The sequence below is a fragment of the Amycolatopsis sp. CA-211722 genome, assembly GCF_056828465.1.
Genome location: NZ_CP184752.1, coordinates 5,466,057 through 5,484,503 on the forward strand (window position 1 = coordinate 5,466,057; position 18,447 = coordinate 5,484,503).

General features: G+C 71.5%; 13 protein-coding genes. 9 read left to right on the plus strand and 4 right to left on the minus strand.

The window, feature by feature from the left end; translation table 11 throughout:
• The first annotated feature begins 22 nt into the window (after positions 1 to 22).
• From ACOCEP_RS26040 to ACOCEP_RS26055, 4 genes are all read left to right on the plus strand, one after another.
• Positions 23 to 529, plus strand: a complete 507-nt coding sequence (locus ACOCEP_RS26040; protein ID WP_482331611.1) for a flavodoxin domain-containing protein — start codon at positions 23 to 25, stop codon at positions 527 to 529.
• A 38-nt stretch (positions 530 to 567) separates the two neighbouring features.
• The gene (locus ACOCEP_RS26045) at positions 568 to 837 is read left to right on the plus strand and encodes a DUF1905 domain-containing protein (protein WP_482331612.1); all 270 of its coding nucleotides are present in this window, start codon (positions 568 to 570) and stop codon (positions 835 to 837) included.
• The gene (locus tag ACOCEP_RS26050; protein ID WP_482331613.1) at positions 838 to 1,305 is read left to right on the plus strand and encodes a hypothetical protein; all 468 of its coding nucleotides are present in this window, start codon (positions 838 to 840) and stop codon (positions 1,303 to 1,305) included.
• An 81-nt stretch (positions 1,306 to 1,386) separates the two neighbouring features.
• The gene (locus tag ACOCEP_RS26055; RefSeq protein WP_482331614.1) at positions 1,387 to 2,796 is read left to right on the plus strand and encodes a DHA2 family efflux MFS transporter permease subunit; all 1,410 of its coding nucleotides are present in this window, start codon (positions 1,387 to 1,389) and stop codon (positions 2,794 to 2,796) included.
• 56 nt (positions 2,797 to 2,852) lie between these two features.
• Here ACOCEP_RS26055 and ACOCEP_RS26060 read toward each other — a convergent pair whose 3' ends face one another.
• Complete coding sequence (locus tag ACOCEP_RS26060) at positions 2,853 to 4,373, minus strand: sialidase family protein (RefSeq protein ID WP_482331615.1); 1,521 nt, start codon at positions 4,371 to 4,373, stop codon at positions 2,853 to 2,855.
• A gap of 351 nt (positions 4,374 to 4,724) precedes the next feature.
• On the opposite strand from ACOCEP_RS26060, the gene ACOCEP_RS26065 reads away from it, so the two are divergent.
• Entirely contained in the window at positions 4,725 to 5,285 is a 561-nt protein-coding gene (locus ACOCEP_RS26065; protein WP_482331616.1) for a hypothetical protein, read from the plus strand.
• Here ACOCEP_RS26065 and ACOCEP_RS26070 read toward each other — a convergent pair.
• Together ACOCEP_RS26070 and ACOCEP_RS26075 are read right to left on the minus strand one after the other, a co-directional pair.
• Positions 5,257 to 5,955: a Crp/Fnr family transcriptional regulator gene (locus ACOCEP_RS26070; RefSeq protein ID WP_482331617.1), complete on the minus strand. Its 699-nt coding sequence runs from the start codon at positions 5,953 to 5,955 to the stop codon at positions 5,257 to 5,259. The genes ACOCEP_RS26065 and ACOCEP_RS26070 overlap by 29 nt on opposite strands.
• Positions 5,956 to 5,992: 37 nt before the next feature.
• Entirely contained in the window at positions 5,993 to 7,417 is a 1,425-nt protein-coding gene (locus ACOCEP_RS26075) for an aminotransferase-like domain-containing protein (protein WP_482331618.1), read from the minus strand.
• Here ACOCEP_RS26075 and ACOCEP_RS26080 point away from each other — a divergent pair.
• Both ACOCEP_RS26080 and ACOCEP_RS26085 read left to right on the plus strand, forming a co-directional pair.
• The gene (locus tag ACOCEP_RS26080) at positions 7,416 to 8,312 is read left to right on the plus strand and encodes a DMT family transporter (protein WP_482331619.1); all 897 of its coding nucleotides are present in this window, start codon (positions 7,416 to 7,418) and stop codon (positions 8,310 to 8,312) included. The two genes, ACOCEP_RS26075 and ACOCEP_RS26080, sit on opposite strands and share 2 nt — an antisense overlap.
• 124 nt (positions 8,313 to 8,436) lie before the next feature.
• Positions 8,437 to 9,612, plus strand: a complete 1,176-nt coding sequence (locus ACOCEP_RS26085) for an MFS transporter (protein ID WP_482331620.1) — start codon at positions 8,437 to 8,439, stop codon at positions 9,610 to 9,612.
• Here the strand turns inward: ACOCEP_RS26085 and ACOCEP_RS26090 are convergent.
• Positions 9,590 to 10,579, minus strand: a complete 990-nt coding sequence (locus ACOCEP_RS26090) for a YeiH family protein (RefSeq protein WP_482331621.1) — start codon at positions 10,577 to 10,579, stop codon at positions 9,590 to 9,592. The genes ACOCEP_RS26085 and ACOCEP_RS26090 overlap by 23 nt on opposite strands.
• 71 nt (positions 10,580 to 10,650) lie before the next feature.
• On the opposite strand from ACOCEP_RS26090, the gene ACOCEP_RS26095 reads away from it, so the two are divergent.
• Together ACOCEP_RS26095 and ACOCEP_RS26100 are read left to right on the plus strand one after the other, a co-directional pair.
• Positions 10,651 to 11,556, plus strand: a complete 906-nt coding sequence (locus ACOCEP_RS26095) for a LysR family transcriptional regulator (protein WP_482331622.1) — start codon at positions 10,651 to 10,653, stop codon at positions 11,554 to 11,556.
• Positions 11,557 to 11,964: 408 nt separating this feature from the next.
• Complete coding sequence (locus ACOCEP_RS26100; protein ID WP_482331623.1) at positions 11,965 to 18,444, plus strand: SDR family oxidoreductase; 6,480 nt, start codon at positions 11,965 to 11,967, stop codon at positions 18,442 to 18,444.
• The last annotated feature ends 3 nt before the right edge of the window (positions 18,445 to 18,447 follow it).

The window sequence follows — 18,447 nt, forward strand, 5'->3', positions numbered from 1 at the left end:
CGGCCACGCGGACAATGGCGGCATGACCGCAGTGCTCGTCGCCCACGCCGGCAGGTCCGGCGGGACCAGGGAGATCGCCGAGGTGATCGCCGCGGAGCTGCGCGAAGGCGGGCTGACGGCCGATCTGCTGGACGCGGCCGAAGTCGAGGACGTCGAGCCGTACGGCGCGGTGATCGTCGGAAGCGCGCTGTACCACCGGCGCTGGCGCCCGGAGGCGGTGCGCCTGCTCGCCGAGCACGAGGAAGCGCTCCGCGGCCGGCCGGTCTGGCTGTTCCACAGCGGGCCGTGCGGGCCGCTCGCCGCGGGCAAACGGGTGAGCCTCCCGGCGGGGGTCGCCCTGCTGGCCGCGAGGATCGACGCCGAGCGCACGGCCACCTTCGGCGGCAGGCTCACCCCGGCCACCGCGAGCGGCCTGTTCTGGAAGATCATGGCCGCGGGCCCGTGGGCGGGCGACTTCCGGGACTGGCCGTCGATCCGGGCGTGGGCCCGCGACGTCGGCCGCCGCGTGCGCATCCGGGTCGCACTCTGAAGGACCGTTTTGTCGGTGCCCTGCCGTAAGGTGCCCCCATGGACAAACGGTTCACTGCGACGCTGCTCAAGAGCCCGGAGAAGGGCGGCTGGACGTACGTGGTCATGCCCGGCTCCGCCGAATTCTTCGGCACCAAGGGGCTGGTGAAGGTTCGTGGCACCGTCGACGGGCATCCGTTCCGGAGTTCGTTCATGGCGCTGGGCGACGGCACCCACAAGCTGCCGGTGAAGGCCGACGTGCGCAAGGCGATCGGCAAGGAGGAGGGCGACACGGTGGAGGTCGTCCTGCTCGAACGGCTGGAGGGCTGAGTGGCCGCGGGCTGGAAGCCGTCCCCGGTCATCAAGATCTACGAGGCACTCGGCGCGGTCGCCGACGGGCGGGTCGAGGTCGACGGCGACACCGCGCGGGTCGCGTCGTCGGACAAGGCCAAGACGTACGACGTCCGCCACGATCCCGCGGCGGGGTCGATCACGGCCAACGACAACGGGTCCTACTGGCAGGGCTATCTCGGATACCCGGGCATCGCGTACCTGATGGAGCGCGGCGTGCTCGCCTACGACGGCGGTCTCACCGCCGGGCTGGCCGGCGTGCCGTGGAAGGAACTCGCCACCGAGTACCGCAACGACTGGGCGAAGGTCGAGAAGCACGTCCGCGAAGACCTGGCCGCCAGAGGGGTGGACCTGGACCGGTTCGACGCCGGGATCGCGGAGATCTCGAGCGGGCTGGAGAAGCTGGCGCTCACCAAGCTTTCCCCTCGGCAGCGTCCGCCGAAGTGATCTTCGCTTGACCTTGAGTTAAGTCGAGGTCTTAGCGTGAGCCAGGTCAAGATCCCTGGGGCACGTGAGGAGAACACTCCGATGGCTGTTTCGCTGGAACGACGGGCGAACGCGGCCCCGCCGCCGGACAAGGTTCCGGCCGAGGCCTGGCGGATGGCCTGGGTGATCGTGCTCGGCGCGTTCATGACCATGCTGGACACCACGGTCCTCGCGGTCGGCGCCGAGACGCTCACCCGTGAACTCGGCGCCGGGATCGCTTCCGTGCAATGGGTTTTCACCGCGTACCTGGTCGCGCTCGCGGTCGCGCTGCCGTTGTGCGGCTGGCTCAGCCGCCGGTTCGGCGCCGGCCGGGTCTGGCTGGCTTCGCTGGCGGCGTTCACCGTCGCTTCGGTGCTGTGCGCGCTCGCCGGGAACGTGGGCTGGCTGATCGGGCTGCGGGTGCTGCAGGGGCTCGCCGCCGGGTTGCTCCTACCCGCCGGGCAGACGGTGCTCGGCCAGGCGGTCGGGCCCGCCCGGCTCGGCCGCGTCATGGGCACGCTGGGAATCGTGATGAGCGTCGGCCCGACGTTCGGCCCGGTCCTCGGCGGCGTCCTGCTGCGTGGTCTCTCGTGGGAGTGGCTGTTCCTGATCAACATCCCGGTCGGCGTGATCGCGCTGATACTCGGTCTGCGCCTGGTTCCCCGTGGTGAGAAGGGCGCGGCGATCCGGCCGGACTGGTTCGGCTTCGTCCTGGTGAGCGCCGGAATCCCAGCCCTGCTGTACGCGCTCACCACCTGGGGTGAAGGTGGTGAGGAGTTCGGTGCCGGGGTGCTGGTGCCGCTCGTCGCGGGGGTCGTGCTGCTGGCGCTGTTCGTCCGGCGGACGTGGGGCCGGGAGAACCCGGTCATGGACCTGACGTTGCTCCGGAGCCGCGTCTACACCGCGGCGGTCGTGTTGTCCTTCTTCGCCGCTCCGGCGTTGTTCGGCGCGCTTTTCCTGCTGCCGCTGTACTTCCAGGTGCTCGGCGGGAGCGGGGTCGTCGAGACGGGGCTGTTGCTGATGGGGCTCGGGGTCGGCACGGCGATCGCGTTGCCGATCTCCGGCAAGCTCACCGACCGCTACGGCGCGGGACTGGTCGCCGCCTGGGGGAGTGTCGCGACGCTCGCCACCACCGTTCCCTTCGCCATCGGCGGGTTCCCGCCGGACGGTGTCGTCGTGCAGATCCTGTTGCTGGCCAGGGGAATCGCCGTGGCGTTCCTGCTGATGCCCGCGACGACGGCCGGGTACGCGGCCGTCACCAAGGAGCAGTTGCCCGACGCGGCCGCGCAGATCAACATCGTCAGCCGCGTCGGCGGCGCCGCCGGGACGGCCCTGTTCGCCGTCGTGCTGGCGAACTTGTTGCCCGCGGGCGCGGACTCGGCGTTCCGGGCGACGTTCTGGTGGCTCACCGCCTCGGCCGTGATCGCGGCGGTGCTGGGCGCGCGGCTCTGGTGGGTGACGCGCCGCAGGTGACCTCGTGAGTGGTAAGGACGGTTAGAACCGTCCTTACCACTCACGAGACCCAGTGCTCAGCCGCAGTGTTCCGACGGACTGTTGTACGACGTCCCGCCCGCCGAACCGCCCCACTTCACGCATTTGCCCGCAGCGGCCGCCTTCACCGGACCGGCGAACCACGAGAACGACCCGGAGTCGGTGATCCGGGACGAGCCCGCTACTTCGAGGTAGGCCGACGTCGCGGTCGCGGTGCCCGCGGCCGCGCTCTTCATCGTGCTGACACAGTTCTGCCCGTTGGAAGCGTTGTAGGACAGGTAAACCGTGCCGGCGGTGCCGAGCGGGGCCGAGTCGATCACGCCGTATCCGCCGCCGCACACCGGGGCGCCGAGGGTCGTCTCGGTGACGGTCGAGAAGCGGATGGTCTCGTTGGCGTTCCCCGCCGGACCCGCTTCGTACAGCACGCCGACCGAACCCGAGGAAAGCTGGACCATGTCGGAGTACGCGGCGTCACCGCTCCAGACCAGCGTTCCGGTGGAGTTTCCCTGCCAGTTCGCGCCCTCGTCGAACGACGATCGCACGACGAGTTCCTTGCGGCGGTCGCAGACCGACGGCGCGGCGAACAGGATCCGGTTGTACTTGCCCGCCTTGTCGGTCGCGGTCATCCGCGCGGTCGAGGCCTGCACCACGGGGGTGATCAGGTCCTCCTCGAAGGTGAACTTGGTGGAGAAGCTCGCCCCGCCGTCGGAACTGAGGGCGTAGGCGCGGTTCTTGGCGCCACCGCTGAGGCATTTGTCGTCGTTGTTGGCCTGGTTGCGCGCCGCGGCGTAGACCCGGCCGTCGAGCAGTTCGGTGACGCTGATCTCCTGCGGGTTCAGCCCGGCCGTCGACGCCGGGGTGTCGGTGGCGCCGCGCTTCCACGTGACACCCTGGTCGTCGCTGTAGATGAGCGAGCCGCTGTTCTTGCCGTCCATGGTGTAGCTCATCCCGGCGACGATGCGGCCCGCGTGCGCGCCGCGGGTCAGCACGATGCCGTGCGAGGGTCCGGTCGCGAGCCAGCCGGGCGCGGCGCTGAAGCCGAGCTGTGTGGTGAGCACCTTGGGCGCGGTCCACGTCTTGCCGTGGTCGTCGCTGATCGAGACGCGCGGAATCCGGTTGCAGTCGGGGTTCTTGACGCATTCCATCACCGAGAGCAGCACGATCCGCCCGGTGGACGGGATCACGATCGGCGTCGGGTTTCCTTTGGTGTCACCGAAACCTTCGATGACGACCTTCGGGGCGCTCCAGGTCTTTCCGTTGTCGGCGGAGCGTTTCACGACGAGGTCGATGTCGCCGCGGTCGTTGCAGAAGCTGGCTCCGCCGTTGCGGCCTTCGGCGAAGGCGAGCAGTTCGCCGTTGTTCGCCTTGACGATGGCGGGGATTCTGAAACAGTCGTAACCTTCTGTTTTCTGTTTGTACACCACCGTGTTCCCGACCGCGGCGGCCGAGAACCGGTCGCCGGTGGCCGGCGCGGCGAGGGAGGTGGCCGGCGCTGCGCCGACCGCCGCGGTGGCGACGAGGGCCGCGAACAGGCCCTGTGCGACGCGGGAGATCTTCACGGGATGACTCCGTCCTGGATTCGGTTCAGGTGACGGGGCATCAGAGTCCTTCCGGCTCGTACAGCCGTCGTACAAGGCGCGTACAACCCGGTTTCGCGCTTTGTGTCAGGTGACGCAGAACGACTCGGTCATCCCTGCCAGGCTCGTTCCCGTCGGACACGGCGCGAGATCGGAAGGGAGGGCCGATGACGGTGATCGATCCGGAGAGGGTGAGGGGCGGCCGATCACCGGTTCGCGTCGTGGCGCCGGTGGGTCCGGCCGATGGCGGGGCCCACCGGCGGTTGCCGGCCCGGGGGAACGGCATCGGCCGGCGCTTCGTCGGAGCAGTGCACACCGACGAGAGGGAACCCGATGCGAGTGACCGACGCCGAAGGCGGGGAGTGGCTGATCGTGCGCCGGTTCGCGCCCTGGTTGCGCCGGATCCGCCCGCTCGCGATCGTCACCGAAAGCGAGCGCTACCGCGAAGTGTCGTTCACCCGGCACCGCGGCCGGTCCGCGGAGGAGGAACGCCTCGGCTTCGGGGACTGGCTGATGCTGGGAATCGCCGTCGGGCAGGCCGCCGGGGTGGCGCTGATCCTGTCGCCCGTCCTCATGGCGGAACTGGTCGCCTGGGCGGTGACGGGCGCCGTTCTCCGCCTGCTGAGGCTGACCGGCCTGGTCCGTACCCGGGTCGACCTCATCGCGCCACCGCCCGCGGTGCGCAGCCTCGCGCCGGTGCGGGTACTGCTGGTGCCGGGGAAGTCCGCGGCCGAGCTCGTCCGCGAACTCGCGACGCTGATCGAGTCCACCCCGGATTTCGATCCGGAGAACGAACCGCGCGTGCGGAAGCTGTTCCTGGCCACCGGAGCGCGGGTGGAACGGCATTTCGGCCTGCCGTGGCGGGTCAGCGGTCGTCCGGCGCCAGCTGCCTGAGGTCGTTCACGCTCCGCACGACCAGCCGCTGACGGCCGGTGCTCAGCAGCCCGTCGGCGCGCAGGGTCCGCAGGGTCCGCGCGACGGCTTCCCGCGAGGCGGACGCGAGCCCGGCCAGGTCGCGCTGGCTGATCCGCAGGGCGATCAGGGTGCCGTCGGCGACGGGCACGCCGTACCGTTCGGCCAGGTCGACCAGGATCGCGGCGATGCGTTCGGCGGCGGTGCTGTCCCCGAATTCGGTGCGGCGCGAGTTGGCGTAGCGCAGGCGGGCGGTGATGATCCGGAGCAGGACCACGGAGATGCCGGGATGCTCGCGGAGCACGGCGTTGAACGCGCGCGAGGACAGCCACAGGCCGGTGACCGGCTCGACGGCGATCGCCGTGGCCGAGCGCAGGCTGCCGTCCATCGACGCCATCTCGCCGATGATGTCGCCCGGATCGCGGACGGCCAGCACGGCGTCGTAACCACCGGTGGACACCGAGGTGATCTTGACCCGCCCGGTCATCAGGATCAGCACCCAGTCCGACCGGTCGCCCTCGCGGATGATCACCGTGCCCGCCGGGTACCGGCGCAGTTCGGCCCCGGCCCGCAGCGCCTTGCGCTGGCCGTCTTCGAGCAGCTCCCAGAGCCTGCCGGGTGGATCGTGCGGCGTCGCCGCCGGCTGTGTCATGCCTTTTCGTCGCCTCCGTGCGCGATCGTACGAGACGTCAGCCGGGGATCTCCTGGTACGCCTGGGAAAGGCGCTGGACCCCCTCCCGCAGCTGCGCGCCGGTCGCGGCGCTGACGTAGCTCAAGCGCAGGTACGGCCCCGGAGCCTCGGCCGCGAAGTACATCCTGCCGGGGGTGACCGCTACTCCGGCGCGGAAAGCGGCGCTGGTCAGCGCTACTTCGTCGACGAAGCCGGGGAGCGGCTGCCACAGGTGATAACCGCCGGTCGGGACCGGGACGGCGGTCCAGGAGGGCAGGAACTCCCGCAGCGCCGAGACGGCGACGTCGCGGCGTTCCCGCAACGAGGCCGCGAGGCTCCGCAGGTGGCGGCCCCAAGCCGGGGAACTCACCAGCTCGAGCGCGGTTTCCTGCAGCGGCCGCGGTACGAAGAAGCTCTCGACGGCGTGGAGCCCGCGCAGGCGTTCCAGTGCCGGGCCGCGCGCGGCCAGCGCGCTGATCCGCAGGCTCGGCGACGCCGGTTTCGTGAGCGAGCGGATGTGCACCACGACGCCGTCGGGGTCGTCGGCCACGAGCGGCGGCGGGGGAGCCGGGCTGCCGGGATGCGCCATCAGCCGGGCGAAATCGTCCTCGATCACAAAAGCACCGGCGTCCCGGGCGATCCGCAGGACCTCGGCGCGGCGCTCGGCGCACAGCACCGCGCCGGTCGGGTTCTGGAACGCGGGCTGGCAGACGAACAGCCGGGCGCCCGTGTCGCGGAAGGCGTCCGCGAGCAGTCCGGGCCGGACGCCGTCGCGGTCGATCGGCACCGGGACCGGCCGCAGCCCGGACGCCCGCGCGATGGCCAGCATCCCCGGGTACGTCGGGGATTCGACCAGCACCGGCGCGCCGGGAGCGCCGAGCGCGCGCAACGCCGTGGTCAGCGCGCTCTGCCCGCCAGAGGTGACCAGCACGTTCTCGACGTTCACCGGGCTGCCGATGTCGCGGGCGAACCAGGCCCGCAGTTCGGGCAGGCCGCAGATCGGCGGCCGCGTCCAGGCACCGGGACGGCGTCCGGCGCGGGCCGACGCCGCGGCGAGTTCGCGTTCCGGCTGGAGGCTCGGATGCGTGTAGCCGCCGTTGAGGTCGATGACGCCCGACGGCGGGTCGCTCAGCGCGGTGAGCACGCCGCTCGCGTCGATCGCGCGGGTGCCGGACTGCGAGCTCAGCGCCACCTCCTGCCACGACACGTCACCGGACACCGCCGCTTCACGGGGCGGCGGCGCGCGGAAGACGCCGGCTCCGGGGCGGGTGATCACCAGCCCTTCGGCGGCCAGCGCGGCGATGGCGCGCGACACCGTCACCGGGCTCACCTTCAGCTCCCGGACCAGCTCCCGGCTGGACGGCAGCTTTCCATCGATCGGATAGCGATCCAAAGTGGACCGCAGCTGTATGACCAGGCTGGTGACACTGCTACCATCGGACATGAGACTGGATGATAGCGCTATCGCGGACCGGGCAGTAGCGGTCCGCTCCGGGACCGCGCTGGCGGCGCTGGGTGTCCTCGCCTTCTCGTTCACGTTCCCCGCCACCGTGTGGGCGCTCAAGGGCTTCGATCCGTGGACCGCCACCGGGCTGCGCAGTGTCCTCGCCGCGCTGGTCGCCGGTACCTGTCTCCGGGTCTTCCGCGTCCCCCTGCCGAGGCGCGACCAATGGCGGGGCCTGGCCGTGGTCTCCCTCGGCTGTGTCCTCGCGTTCCCGATCCTGACGACGCTCGCGCTCAAGACGTCGTCGACGGCGCATTCCGCCGTGGTGATCGGACTGTTGCCGCTGGCCACCGCCGTCATCTCCTCGAAGCTGACCGGGAACCGGCCGTCCCGCCGGTTCTGGTTCGCCGCCGCGGTCGGCGCGAGCGCGGTCGTGGTGTTCACCGTCGCGCAGAGCGGCGGCGGACTGTCCACAGCGGACCTGTTCCTGTTCGGCGCGCTCGTGCTGTGCGCGTTCGGATACGCCGAGGGCGGCAGGCTGGCCAGGGAGATGCCCGGCTGGCAGGTGATCGCGTGGGGGCTGGTCCTCGCGCTCCCGGTCACCGCTTCGTTCGCCGTCTTCGGGCTCGCGACCGAGCCGTTGCACGTCACCGGCGAGGGGATCGCCGGTCTGCTCTACATCGCGCTCGTCTCGCAATTCGGCGGATTCCTGGCCTGGTACCGGGGAATGGCCGAGATCGGCGTCGCGCGGGCGAGCCAGTTGCAGCTCGCCCAGCCGCTGCTGACCCTGGTCTGGGCGGTCCTGCTGCTCGGCGAACACCTCCCCGCCGCCGCGCCGGTGACCGCGTTGATCGTCGTCGCCTGCATCGTCGTGACCCAACGCTCGCGCAGCTAGACCCCGTGGGCTGAAGGGGCCCATCGCCGCATGCGACGCGGTGAAAGTCCCCTTCAGCCCCCAGCCAGATCGACGTCGCGAATCCGCCAGACCGCGGTGCCCGCGTGGTGATGGGCTGAAGCACATGACCGCTTCGACCCTCGACACCTCCGCGCGGACCCCGCTGAAGGGATGGCTCGCCGTCCTCGCGGTGACGCTCGGGATCTTCTCCCTCGTCACCACGGAGATCCTGCCGATCGGCCTCCTGACCCCGATCGGTGAGGACTTCCGGATCACGCCGGGGACGGCGGGCCTGACCATGACCCTGCCGGGGTTCCTGGCCGCGCTCGCGGCCCCGGCCGTCACCGTCGCCGCCGGACGCCTCGACCGCCGGATCCTGCTGTGCGCGCTGATGGTGGTGCTGGCCTCGGCCGACGTCCTCGCCGCGACCGCACCGGCGTACTGGGCGATGCTGGCCTCCCGAGTCCTGGTCGGGCTCGTGATCGGCGCCTTCTGGGCGATCGGTTCCGGGCTCGCCGAGCGGCTCGTCGGCCCAGGGCACGCGGGCAGGGCGACCGCGGTGATCTTCTCCGCGGTCCCGCTCGGCTCGGTTCTCGGCGTGCCGGCGGGAACGTTCCTCGGCGAGCTGTTCGGCTGGCGGGCGGCTTTCGCCGTGATGGCGGTCTTCACGATCGGTGTCCTCGCCGCGCTGGCGCTCGCGTTGCCTCCGCTGCCGTCGGCGGAGGCGACCCGGCTCGGCGTCCTCCGCGGGATGGTCCGCGAGCGGGCGACCCGGCTCGGCCTGCTCGTCACGGTGCTGGTCGTGCTCGCCCATTTCGGGACTTACACCTATGTCACGCCGCTCCTGCGTCAGGTGACGCAAGTGAGCCCCGAGCTGATCACCGTCTTCCTGTTCGTCTACGGCACCGCCGGGATCGCCGGCAACTTCGTCGCGGGCGCGGCGATCGCCCGCGATCTCCGCCTGACCTTCCTCACCGCGGCGGGCTTGATCGGTGTCGTGACGTGCGCGTTGCCGTTTCTCGGCGATTCGAAGGCGGGCGCGCTCGCGCTGCTGGTGGTCTGGGGTTTCGCCTACGGTGCCGTTCCGGTCTGTTCGGGAACGTGGTTCGCGCGGGCGGCGCCGCACGCGCCCGAAGCGGCGTCGGTGCTGTTCACCTCGTCGTTCCAGGCGACCCTGTCGGCAGGCGCGCTGCTCGGCGGGCTGGTCGTCGACGCGGTCTCCGTTCCGGCCGTGATGGTCGCCGGAGGAGTGGTCGCGCTGCTCGCGGCCGCCGCCCTCAGCCGAGCACGGTCAGTGTGACCAGCGCGGTGGTGCCGACCAGCAGCGTCGAGAGCAGGCCGAGCAGCAGGGCGCGGCCCCCGGTGCGGACGAGTTCGCCGATCCGGACCGCGCAGCCCAGCCCGAACAGCGCCCCGGCCAGCAGGAGGGTGCAGGCGACCTTGGCGACGTCGAGCGCGAAACCCGGCACGATCCCGGTACTGCGCAGGGCGGCCATGGCGAGGAAGCCGAGGACGAACAGCGGGACCAGCGGCGGCCGCTTGCCGTCGGCGGGCCGGTGCCGCTCGTGCACGCCGACCGCGGCGACCATCGGGGCCAGCAGGACCACCCGGCTGAGCTTGATCACGATCGCGACCGCGATGGCGGCGCTCCCGGCGGGGGTGGCCGCGGCGACGACCTGCGCGACCTCGTGCACGCTGAGGCCCGCCCATTCGCCGATCCTGGCCGCGTCGAGCCGCAGCCAGCCACCGATCAGCGGGACCGCGGCGATGGCCAGCCCGCCGTAGAAGGTGACCAGGGCGACCGCGGTCGCGACGTCCGAGTCCTCGCGCTTCACCACGCCCTCCATGGCGGCGATGGCCGACGCCCCGCAGATCGAGAACCCGGTCGCGACCAGGATCCCCAGGCCGCGGGGCACCCCGAGGAGCCTGCCGAGGCCGAGGGTGCCGAGGAACGTGATGCCGACGGTGAGCACGACGGCGATCAGGGTCCCGGGGCCCAGCGCCAGGACGGCCGGGAGCGACAGCTGAAGACCGAGCAGCACGACACCGGCGCGAAGCAGCTTCTTGGTGATCCCGGCGATGGCCTTCCGGGTCCCGTCGGACAGCGAGGGCAGCGATCCGGCGATGATGCCGAGCACGACGGCGATGGTGAGCGCGCTGACGACCGGGAAAGCGGTGCCGACCAGGTACGCGGCGGCCACTCCGGCGCCGGTGACGGCCAAGGCCGTGAGGTAGGGCTTCGTCGGTCTCGCGTGCGTGGTGCTCATGGTTCGAGCCTCGCCCGGACGGGGCGGCCTCGGTAGCCGGGACTACGGGGGGTAGGTCATACACTTGGGCTATGACCACACCCGATCTGGACTCCCTGCGCCTGCTGGTGCTCGTGGACGAGCTGGGCAGTATCGGGCAGGCGGCGGCCAGCCTCGGGATCGCCCAGCCGTCGGCGAGCAAACGACTGTCCACAGTCGAGCGAAGGCTGGGGCTGGTGCTGGTCGACCGCACGCGGCGCGGCTCCGCGCTGACCCCGGACGGCCGGGTCATCGCCGGCTGGGCGCACCGCGTGCTGTCCGAACTCGACGGTCTGCTCGACGGCGCCGAGGCGCTGCGCACCCAGCACGAGGCGCACCTGCGGGTCGCCGCGAGCATGACACTGGCCGAGTACCTGGTGCCCGGCTGGATCGGTGAGCTCAAACGCGGCGACCCCGGGCTGTACCTCGGGCTGGAGGTCACCAATTCCGACCAGGCCGCCGAACTGGCGCGGGAGGGCAAGGTCGACCTCGGGTTCGTCGAGTCGCCCGGTTCGCTGCCCGGCCTTTCGTCGCGGCGGGTGGCCACCGATCACCTGGTCCTCGTCGTCCCCGCGGGGCATCCGTGGACGCGCAAGCGCCGGCCCGTGACCGCCGCCGAACTGGCGATCACGCCGCTCGTGGTCCGCGAACCGGGTTCCGGGACCAGGGAGACCGTGGACGCCGCGTTGCGCGAGGCCGGCGTCGGCCCGGCGAAACCGTTGCTGGAACTGGGGTCCGCCTCCGCGGTCGGCAACGCCGTGATCGCGGGCGCCGGTCCCGCGGTGATCAGTGAACTCGCCATCGTCCGGGACGTCGCCGAAGGCAGGCTCGTCCCGGTCCCGGTGGACGGCGTCGACTTCGGCCGGGAACTGCGCGCGGTGTGGCCCGCCGGGCGGCGGCTCGCCGGTCCGGCCGCGGAACTGCTGAGCATCGCGGTCCGGAATGCGAAAGCCCGCTGAATCCTTTCATGTTTCTCTTCGTGAACGCGCGTGATACCGAATCCGTCACCGGCGGGCTACCGACGATAGGACGAATCACCGTCGAATTCCGGAAATAGGTGCAGACCACCATTCCCGCTGGTCCGAGGAAAGCGGAACGGTGGACTCCGGGTAACAGCTCCGGATGGCGTACCGGCCGGTGGCCGACCGTTCTTCCTTGTCACTGTGGAAAAAACCGGGTCACCTGGATGTCGCGGGTGTATCCGGAACGCTAAATTTCCGCGACGTCCCTTCGTGTTTCGCAGGTCGGCGTTCCGCCATCCGGTCCCTGTGACCCGAAACCCTACTGTCGAGTATTGACGTGAGCTCTCGCCTGCGTTTAAGTACGCCCGGTAACCAATTCACTCTTCCGTGTGCCGGAGGCTTCCCGTGGGTAAGTCGATTCTTGGCGCCGATACCTCGACGTTGACCGGTACGGCGGATCTGCTCGTCGCGGTGCACCCCTTCGGCGTGCCCTCCGCGCGGTTCACCGCCGCGGCGACGCGGGCCGGCGCGCTCGGTGTACTGGACCTGACCAGCGGAAACCGTGCCGCCCGTGAAGAACTCGACCTGGCGGCGGACTGGCTCGCCACCGGCTTCGGCGTCCGCGTCGCGGGCCCGGTCGAGCTTCCCCCGGCGGCGCACACGGTTCTGCTCGCCGCCGGTACCCCGTTGTCCACTATGGACTTCGCTGGGCGCCGCGTGCTGGTGGAGGTCACGAGCCGCGACGAAGCCGGACGGGCGGTCGCCGCCGGTGCCGACGGTCTCGTCGCCCGTGGTCACGAGGCCGGCGGCCGGGCCGGTGACCTCGGCACGTTCGTGTTCCTGCAGCGGTTGCTGGGCGATCCGGTGATCGACGTACCGGTCTGGGCGTACGGCGGGATCGGTGCGCACACCGCGGCCGCCGCCGTGGCCGGAGGCGCCGCCGGTGTCGTCCTCGACACGGCGTTCGCGCTGCTCCCCGAAGCGGAACTCCCGTCGGACGTCACGATGGCACTGGAAGGTCTCGACGGTTCCGAGACCATTGTGGACGACGGTGTCCGGCGACTCCGCCGCCGTCCGCTGGAGGCGGGGCAGGACGCCTTCCTGCCCGAGCGCTTCCGTGACCGCTGGGGAACCCTCCCGGCCGCGATCCACGGGGTTCGCTCGTCGATCGCCGAGGGGCTCACCGTTTCCGGTGGCCCGTTGCCGGTCGCGCAGGGCCCGATGACCAGGGTGAGCGATCAGCCCGAGTTCGCCGAGGCCGTCGCCGCCGGGGGAGCGCTGCCGTTCCTGGCGCTGGCGTTGTCCGGCCCCGCACAGACTCGCGAAATGCTCGAAGCGACGAAGGCCGCGTTGGGCGACGCTCCCTGGGGTGTCGGTGTACTCGGGTTCGCGGCCGAGGACGTCCGTGCCGCGCAACTCGAGGTGATCCGCGAGATCCGGCCGACGCACGCGATCATCGCCGGCGGGCGTCCGGCGCAGGCGAAGGCGCTGGAAGACGTCGGCATCTCGACCTTCCTGCACGTCCCGTCGCCCGGGCTGCTGCGCCAGTTCCTCGAAGCCGGCGCGCGAAAGTTCGTCTTCGAGGGTTCCGAATGCGGCGGCCACGTCGGCCCGCGGGCGAGTTTTCCCTTGTGGGAAGCCCAGATCGACGTGCTCCGGGACTACGCGGCCGAGGTCGAGGTGTACTTCGCCGGCGGGATACACGACGAGCGTTCGGCCGCGATGGTCACCGCCGCGGCGGCGCCGTTGACCCGGCTCGGCGCGACCGTCGGCCTGCTGATGGGCACCGCGTACCTGTTCACCGAGGAGGCCGTCCGCGCGGGCGCCGTCCTGCCGTCGTTCCAGCGCCAGATCGTCGAAGCCACCCGCACCGACCTGCTGGAGACCGCGCCGGGACACGCGACACGATGCGTGCGGTCGGCGTTCACCACCGAGTTCGCGGACCTCAAACGCGCGCTGAAGGACCAGGCCGTGCCCGACCGCGAGGCCTGGGAACGACTGGAACAGCTCAACGTCGGACGGCTCCGCCTGGCCAGCAAGGGAATCGAGCGCGTCGGGGACACACTGAGCCCGGTCGCCGAGGACCGGCGGCTCGCCGAGGGCATGTACATGGCGGGTGACGTCTCCGTCCTGCGGTCCGAGATCACGACGATCGCCCGGTTGCACGAGGCCGTCGGCCCGGGGGCGCGGGTGTTCCTCGCCGCCCGCGCCGCCGAGCTGCTGGACGTCCCGGAAGCGGAGCCCGCACCGGAACCGCTCGACATCGCCATCGTGGGGATGGCCGGTGTCTTCCCGCAGGCCGCGGATCTCCCGGCGTTCTGGGCGAACATCCTGTCCGGAGTGGACTCGGTGACCGAGGTCCCGGACGTGCGATGGGATCCCGCGCTCTACTACGCGCCCGGCGGCGACGGCGAGAAGACCCCGTCGCGCTGGGGCGGATTCCTGCCGGAGATCCCGTTCGACCCGCTCGACCACGGCATCCCGCCCGCGTCGCTCCCGAGTATCGAACCCGTCCAGCTGCTGGCACTGGAGGTGTCGCGCCGGGCGCTCGCCGACGCCGGATACGCCGAACGCGCCTTCGATCGCTCCCGCACGTCGGTGGTCTTCGGCGCGGAAGCCGGCAGCGACCTGTCCAACGCGATGACCCTGCGGACCGTGCTGCCGTCCTACCTCGGCGAACTTCCCGCCGAGCTCGACCGCCGGTTGCCACGCCTCACCGAAGACTCGTTCCCCGGTGTGCTCGCCAACGTCATCGCCGGGCGCGTCGCGAACCGGCTCGACCTCGGCGGCGCGAACTACACGGTCGACGCGGCCTGCGCCTCGTCGTTGACCGCCGTCGACGTCGCCTGCAAGGAACTCGTCACCGGTACCAGTGATCTCGTCCTGTGCGGCGGCGCCGACCTGCACAACGGCATCAACGACTACCTGCTGTTCTCCTCGGTGCACGCGCTCTCCCCGTCCGGGCGTTCGGCCACCTTCGACAGCGACGCCGACGGGATCGCGCTCGGCGAAGGTGTCGCGTGTGTGGTCCTGAAGCGGCTGGCGGACGCCGAGCGCGACGGCGACCGCGTCTACGCCGTCATCAAGGGGGTCGGCAGCGCCAGCGACGGCCGGGCGCTCGGGCTCACCGCACCCCGGCCGGAGGGACAGCACGCCGCGCTGACCAGGGCGTACCGCAACGCCGGGATCTCGCCGTCGCGGGTCGGCCTGGTCGAAGCGCACGGCACCGGCACCGTCGTCGGCGACCGCACCGAGCTCGCCACGCTGACCAAGGTCTTCACCGAGGCGGGCGCGGAGCCGGGCCGATGCGTGCTCGGTTCGGTGAAATCCCAGATCGGGCACACGAAATGCGCCGCCGGGCTGGCCGGGCTGATCAAGGCGAGTCTCGCGCTGCACACCGGGGTCAAGCCGCCGACGTCCCATCTGGCGAAGCCCAATCCCGCGTGGGACTCCGAGACCAGCCCGTTCGTGTTCCACACCGAAGCGCGACCGTGGGCGGAAGGTGAACGCGTCGCCGGGGTGAGTGCCTTCGGTTTCGGCGGCACCAACTTCCACGTCGTCCTCACCGCCCACGAAGGCGCCGTACCGCCCGCGAAAACCCTCGACGAATGGCCCGCCGAGCTGTTCCTGTTCGCGGGCAAGGACGACAAGGACGCAGAGGATCTCTTGGCCGCCGTGGGACAGGGATGGCGGTTGCGGGATCTGGCGCTCGCCGCGTCCCGCCGGGCGGGACGCGGAGGCCGGACGAGATTCGCCATCCTGGCGTCCACAGCGGACGAACTGGCCTCGTTGCTCCGGCGGGCCATCGCGGGGGAACGGGACGAGAAGGCGGGCATCTTCGGTGCCGACGAAGCACCGGCGGGCGAGATCGCGTTCCTCTTCCCCGGACAGGGCAGCCAGCGGCCGGGGATGTTCGCGGAGCTGTTCGTCGCGTTCCCGGAGTTGCGGCGCTATCTCGCGCACGCCGGGAGCACCGCCGACGCCCTGTACCCGCCCGCGGCGTTCGACGAGGCCGGGCGCGCGGCCCAGCGCGCGCGGCTGACGGACACCAGCGCCGCGCAGCCCGCGCTCGGGGTCGTGGGGCTCGCCGCCCACCATCTGCTGGGGACGGCCGGGGTCCGGCCTTCGATGGTGGCCGGGCACAGCTACGGCGAGCTGGTCGCCCTGGCCGCGGCGGGCGCGCTCAGTTCGGCCACGCTGCTCGAACTCAGCCGGGCGCGGGCGGCGGCGATCCTCGGCGCGACCGGCGACGGCGACCCGGGAACGATGGCGGCCGTCGCCGCGAAGGCCGCCGACGTCACGGCCGTGCTCGTCGCCGAGGGGCTGGCCGAAAGCGTCGTCACCGCCAACCGGAACTCGCCGGAACAGACGGTGATCTCGGGACCGACCACCGCCGTCGCCCTGGCCGTGGACCGGTTGCGGGACCGCGGGATCGGGGCGAAATCCCTCCAGGTCGCGTGCGCGTTCCACAGTCCGCTGGTCGCTCCGGCGGAGGCGGTGTTCGCCGAAGTGCTGGACGCCGTCGAGGTCACGGAACCGGAGATCCCGGTGTGGGCCAACCGGACGGCCCGGCCCTACGCGGACGGCCCGGACGCGATCCGCGCCGGGCTGGCCGCCCAGATCGGCGCTCCGGTACGTTTCGCCGACCAGATCGAGGCCATGTACGAGGCGGGCGCGCGGACGTTCGTCGAAGCGGGCCCCGGGTCGGTCCTCACCCGGCTCGTCGGTGCCGTGCTCGGCGACCGTCCACATAGGACGGTCGGGTTCGAAGGCGGCGGCCGTACCGGGATCACCGGCTACCTCGCCGCGTTGGCGAGGCTGGCGGTCGCCGGAGCGGACGTCCGCACCGGCCGCCTGTTCACCGGCCGTTCGTGCGTGGACGCGCTGTCCACCCGGCCGCCGAAGAAGGCGGGCTGGACCGTCGACGGACACCTCGTCCGCACCGCCGACGGCCGGATCCCCGCCACCGCCCTGCACCCCGCCCAGCGAATCCCCACGGAGGCGATCGTGACTTCCCGGCCCGGCACCGACGGCGGTGAGGCGCTCATCTCGGAGTTCCTCCGCACCAGCCGCGAGATGATCGCCGCGCAACGGGACGTCCTGCTCGGCTATCTCGGAACCGATCCCGGCGTCCGGCCCCCCGAACCCGTCGTCGTTCCGGCCGAGCCGGTAGCTGTCGAGCCGGTAGCCGTCGAGGCCGCTCCCGTACGTTCGGTGTTCGACACGGTCGTCGAGGTGATCGGCGAGCGCACCGGCTATCCGGCGGACATGATCGAGCCTGACCTCGACCTGGAAGCCGATCTGAGCGTCGATTCGATCAAACGGGCCGAGATCGCCGGCGAACTCGCGACCCGGCTCGGCCTGACCGGCGGCGATCCCGAGGTGCTCGCCAAGGCCAGGACCGCGGCGGAGCTGGCGGACCTGATCTCCGGCGGCGATCCCGAAACGGCTTCGCCGGCCGTGGGGCCGGACGCCGTCGTGGCGGCGCCGAAGCGCTACCTGATGCGGGAATTCGACCTCGCCGCCGGCGTCCCGGTCGACGAGGAACTGGCCGGGCTCCGTTTCGCCGTGGTCGGAGAAGGCCAGGTCGCCGAGATGCTCACCGCCCGGCTCGCCGGGTACGGCGCCGAAACCGAACTGGTCCAGGGCGTACCGCGGCACGGCGCGGACGGCGTGTTCCATCTGTCCCCGTCCTTCCCCGACGACTTCGCGCTGTACCAAGCGGTGCTGGCGGGCGGGCCGCGCTGGGTCATCGCGAACGGGCCCGCCGACGGCGCCCGCGGCTTCTTCCGGACGGTGGCGAAGGAGTATCCGGACACGGTCGCCAGGGTGGTCGAACAGCACCCTGAATCCACTGTGGACGATCAGGTCGAGACCCTTCTCGCGGAGCTGTCCGCCGGGGACCGGGAACCCGTCGTCGTCCGCCGCGACGGCGCGCGGCGTGGCCTGCGGCTGACCGAGGAAGGACTCGGCCTGCTCGGCAGCACAGGCGCGGGTCCGGCGGGTGACGGGACGGCCGAAGCCGAGGCACTGGGTCTGGACCCCGATTCGGTCGTCCTGCTCGTCGGCGGCGCCAGGGGCATCACCGCGCGGCTGGCCACCACGCTGGCCTCGGTGTCGCGCTGCCGGGTCGAACTGTTCGGCCGCACCGCCGTGCCCATCGACGGTGAGGAACCGGGGATCGCCAAGGCCACGACGACGGAGGAACTGCGTGCGGCCCTGATCGGCAGCGGGCTGACCAAACCGGGCGAGATCGAGCGGACCCTCCGGCTCATCGAGGCCGAACGCGAGGTCCGCGGGACGCTGCGGCGGATCGGCGACCTCGGCAGCCCGGTGCGCTACCACTCCGTGGACGTCCTCGACGCCGAAGCCGTGCACCGGGCGGTCAAGGAGATCCACGCCGAACACGGACGGCTCGACGGCATCGTCTACGCGGCGGGTGTCATCGAGGACAAGCTGATCGCGGAGAAGGACCCGGCGTCGTTCGACCGTGTCTTCGCCACCAAGGTCGAAGGGGCGAGCACTCTGCTCGCGGCGGTGGGTGAACTGCCGGAGGCGCCGAAGTTCGCGGTCCTGTTCGGCAGTGTCGCCGCGACACTCGGGAACCGGGGGCAGGCCGACTACGCCGCGGCGAACGACGCGCTGGAGGCCTTGGGCCACCGTTGGTCCACTGTGTACGGACGGCGTGGGCTGACCGTCCATTGGGGACCGTGGGCGCCCACCGGCACGAACGACGGGATGGTCACCCCGGAACTGATGCGGGACTACGCCCGGCGCGGGATCGAGCTGATCGACCCCGAGGAGGGCACCTTGAGCCTGCTGCGCGAACTGGCGTGGGGCGACGAGAACCGCACGGCCGTCACCTACACCGCGTCGGGGTGGTGACCG